Source organism: Mesorhizobium sp. M2A.F.Ca.ET.037.01.1.1, assembly GCF_003998075.1.
Lineage (GTDB): Bacteria > Pseudomonadota > Alphaproteobacteria > Rhizobiales > Rhizobiaceae > Mesorhizobium.
In genome coordinates this window covers 1-2,781 of record NZ_RZSA01000882.1, presented here as the reverse complement: position 1 = coordinate 2,781, position 2,781 = coordinate 1, and the positions used below count along the sequence as shown (strand labels likewise).

The 2,781-nt window shown below is 62.1% G+C and carries 4 protein-coding genes and 1 tRNA gene; 4 read left to right on the top strand and 1 reads right to left on the bottom strand.

From position 1 onward, the window contains the following. Window positions 1–63: 63 nt before the first annotated feature. The 3 genes from EOA27_RS30690 to EOA27_RS30680 all read left to right on the top strand — a co-directional run bounded on the left by EOA27_RS30690 (window position 64) and on the right by EOA27_RS30680 (window position 1,017). On the top strand, window positions 64–447 hold the full coding sequence (locus tag EOA27_RS30690; protein ID WP_126080837.1) for a fimbrial protein: 384 nt from the start codon (window positions 64–66) through the stop codon (window positions 445–447). Next, window positions 444–857 carry a VOC family protein gene (locus tag EOA27_RS30685; protein WP_126080838.1) on the top strand — a complete coding sequence of 138 codons (414 nt, stop codon included), beginning with the start codon at window positions 444–446 and terminating at the stop codon, window positions 855–857. Before EOA27_RS30690 ends, EOA27_RS30685 begins: the two co-directional genes overlap by 4 nt. Window positions 858–942: 85 nt before the next feature. Further along, window positions 943–1,017 (top strand) — tRNA-Glu (locus EOA27_RS30680). Between the two features lie 43 nt (window positions 1,018–1,060). Here EOA27_RS30680 and EOA27_RS30675 read toward each other — a convergent pair. Continuing rightward, entirely contained in the window at window positions 1,061–1,315 is a 255-nt protein-coding gene (locus tag EOA27_RS30675) for a hypothetical protein (RefSeq protein WP_127258012.1), read from the bottom strand. A gap of 643 nt (window positions 1,316–1,958) precedes the next feature. Between EOA27_RS30675 and EOA27_RS30670 the strand changes: the two genes are divergently transcribed. Further along, window positions 1,959–2,781 (top strand): winged helix-turn-helix domain-containing protein (locus tag EOA27_RS30670; RefSeq protein WP_189562160.1); only part of this gene is annotated, 823 nt, incomplete at its 3' end.

The following is a 2,781-nucleotide window of genomic DNA, read 5'->3' as shown; positions in this document are numbered from 1 at the left end:
CTATCAATATCGGGGTCTCTTCGTTATGAGCGCTCATCGAAACCCGTTGCGGATTGTTTAGCCATGGCCCGGCCGGTCGCCGAAGAAGATGAGGAAAAGCCGCTCGACCCCGCGGCCGAGAATGTGCGCCGCAAGCTCGTCCGCTTCATGATCGTCAATCTCGGCCTTCTGTTCCTCGCCCTTATGGTGGTGATCGGCGCGCTTGTCTACAAAGCCCGCAACGCACCGGTGGCCGGATCAGCGCCTGCCGGCGATGTCCAGGTTCCGGCCGGCGCGTCGCTCTCCGGCGACATCGTGCTTCCCGTCGGCGCCAAGGTGGTCAGCCAGTCGCTCTCCGGCAACCGCCTGTCGATCGACACCGAGCTTGCCGACGGCAGCCGGTCGATCTTCGTCTACGACATCGCCGAGCGCCGCATCATCGGCCAGTTCGCGATTCGCAACAAATGAGCGGCTTTGCCGAACGCCGCAGCGTTGCGACCGTCGCGCTCGTCGTCGGCAATTACGACGAGGCGGTTCGCTGGTATGTCGAGCGGCTCGGCTTCGTGCTCATCGAGGATGTCGACCTTGGCGGCGGCAAGCGCTGGGTCACCGTCGCGCCGGCCAAGGGCCAGGGCGCGCGGCTGCTCCTGGCTGAAGCTTCCGGCGAGGAGCAGGCCAGCCGCATCGGCAACCAGACCGGCGGCCGGGTTTTTCTCTTTCTCGAGACCGACGATTTTTCCCGCGACCACCAGGCGATGCTGGCGAAAGGCGTCGAGTTCCGCGAGGCGCCGCGCCACGAAGCCTATGGCACGGTGGCGGTGTTCTCCGATCTTCATGGCAATCTCTGGGACCTGATCGAGCCGAAACGGCAGTCCTGACACAGCCAATCCGTAAAGTGGTTCAGGCGTCAGAAACCCCAGTTGCTTTTTCCCGGCCGCCAGCCTATGTAGCCGGTTCTTGAGCGCGCCCATCGTCTAGCGGTCAGGACACCGCCCTCTCACGGCGGGAACAGGGGTTCGATTCCCCTTGGGCGTACCAAGCTTCCGAAAACCCGACGTTCGAAAAGACTCCAGCAGGCGGATCACTCCGCAGCAAGGGCGACGGCGGCAGCGAAACCGGCCTTGGTTCTTTCGCGTGATGCCTGTTCCAACAACCTCGACAGGTGCTGGAGGTGCATCGATTGCGCATCCTCAAGCAATTGCAGAAAGTTGGATGCCTTGCCCCGCGGCAACCGGCGGCGCTTCAGCGCGGCGATGCGCGCCCGCTGGCACCTGATGTGCCGCTCCGCTTGCAGAACGTGCCGTTCCGCCATTTGGATGTCGTCAGCCAGTGCCATCAACCGCTAAACGGTCACTGCGGGCAAAGAGTTCCGTAAGGGAAACCGCTGTCTTAAAACGCAGCCCGTGATTGGAGCCCCAGCTATAGTTGCCGGCGGCGGATAGTTCGGCTAGCTCCCCAAAGGCTTCCACGATCCCGGCGTGCCGGCAGCTTCGGCGAGATCGATCTTGTTCATGAGAGCGTTGTACGGCCTGCCGGAAATCGCCTCTCGAAGTCGGGAACGAGCTCGACCATACGCGTCACCACCTGCAGGCGCGTTACATCCGACACTATGATCGCGCAGACGATGATTATTTCACCGGCGAAAGGTCCCACCAGGACTTTGAACGTTTCCGCATGCGCAGCCACGAGCCTGCGGGTTCGCCAGACCGCTCGACGGACTCTGTATAGTGTCTTTGTTGTTCGGCATAGAAGGCCATGTAGCGATCGAGCGCGGCACGGAACTCCTCCACTCGTCCGGGAGGGCTTTGAGCCGGCCGTATAGTTAGGGCTTCAGTTGTTATCGTCGGGTAATCGCGGCTCCCAGGCATTGCACGCTCTCCTGTGGCTGAGCTGGAGCCAAGATGTCGGGCCGCCTGCAAAACGTATCGAAGCGCGGCCGAACAGTTCCGAAAATCGCCGAAAACACATAATGTCTCGCAATGCCGGAGCAGCGGCTCGCATTTGGTCCTTTTGTGCTCAGCCCCGAGGCGGGAACGCTTCTGAGGCAGGGCCTGCCTGTCGCGATCAGCTACCGGGGGCTGCTGCTCCTATCGGCGATGGCAAGGAACGCCGGTGAGGTCCTGACCAAGTCCGAACTACTGGACGCCGCTTGGCCGGGGACCGCAGTCGAGGAAAGCAATCTCTCGGTCCAGGTCGCGTCCCTTCGGCGCCTTCTCGGCTCCATGGCAGACGGAACAGAGTGGATCGCAACCGTTCCGCGGGTTGGTTACCGTTTCACCGGCGCGATCGAGAGGCTCGACGAGGCAGCAGTCGCGCGAAATTCTGCGGAGCCTGAGCCTTCGATTGCCGTGCTCCCTTTCGTCAACCTGAGCGACGATGCCGAGCAGCAATATTTTGCCGACGGTCTCGCTGAAGATATCATCGTGCGGCTGGCGCGGCTGCGGTGGCTTTTCGTCTGCGCCCGCAACTCGTCCTTCAGCTACAGGAACAAGGCGCTCGACGTGAAACAGGTCGGGCGTGAACTCGGAGTCCGCTACGTGCTGGGCGGCAGTGTCCGCCGCTCGGGTCAGCGGCTCAGGATCAGCGCCGAGGCGAGTGACACCTCCAGAGGGCGCCAAGTATGGACAGAGCGATACGACGTCGAGCTGGCTGATTTCTTCACGCTACAGGATCAGATCGCCGATAGCGTCATCGGTGCCGTCGAGCCTAAACTCTATGCGGCAGAGCATCAGCGTTACATCAGCCGGCCTCCCGCTAGCCTTGACGCGTGGGGATTCGTAATGAAGGCGATGCCTCACATAT

Bases quoted from the DNA above. Each gene is read 5' to 3' on its own strand.
- EOA27_RS30685 (WP_126080838.1), top strand. From the start codon at position 444: ATGAGCGGCTTTGCCGAACGCCGCAGCGTTGCGACCGTCGCGCTCGTC.
- EOA27_RS30690 (WP_126080837.1), top strand. From the start codon at position 64: ATGGCCCGGCCGGTCGCCGAAGAAGATGAGGAAAAGCCGCTCGACCCC.
- EOA27_RS30675 (WP_127258012.1), bottom strand. From the start codon at position 1,315: ATGGCACTGGCTGACGACATCCAAATGGCGGAACGGCACGTTCTGCAA.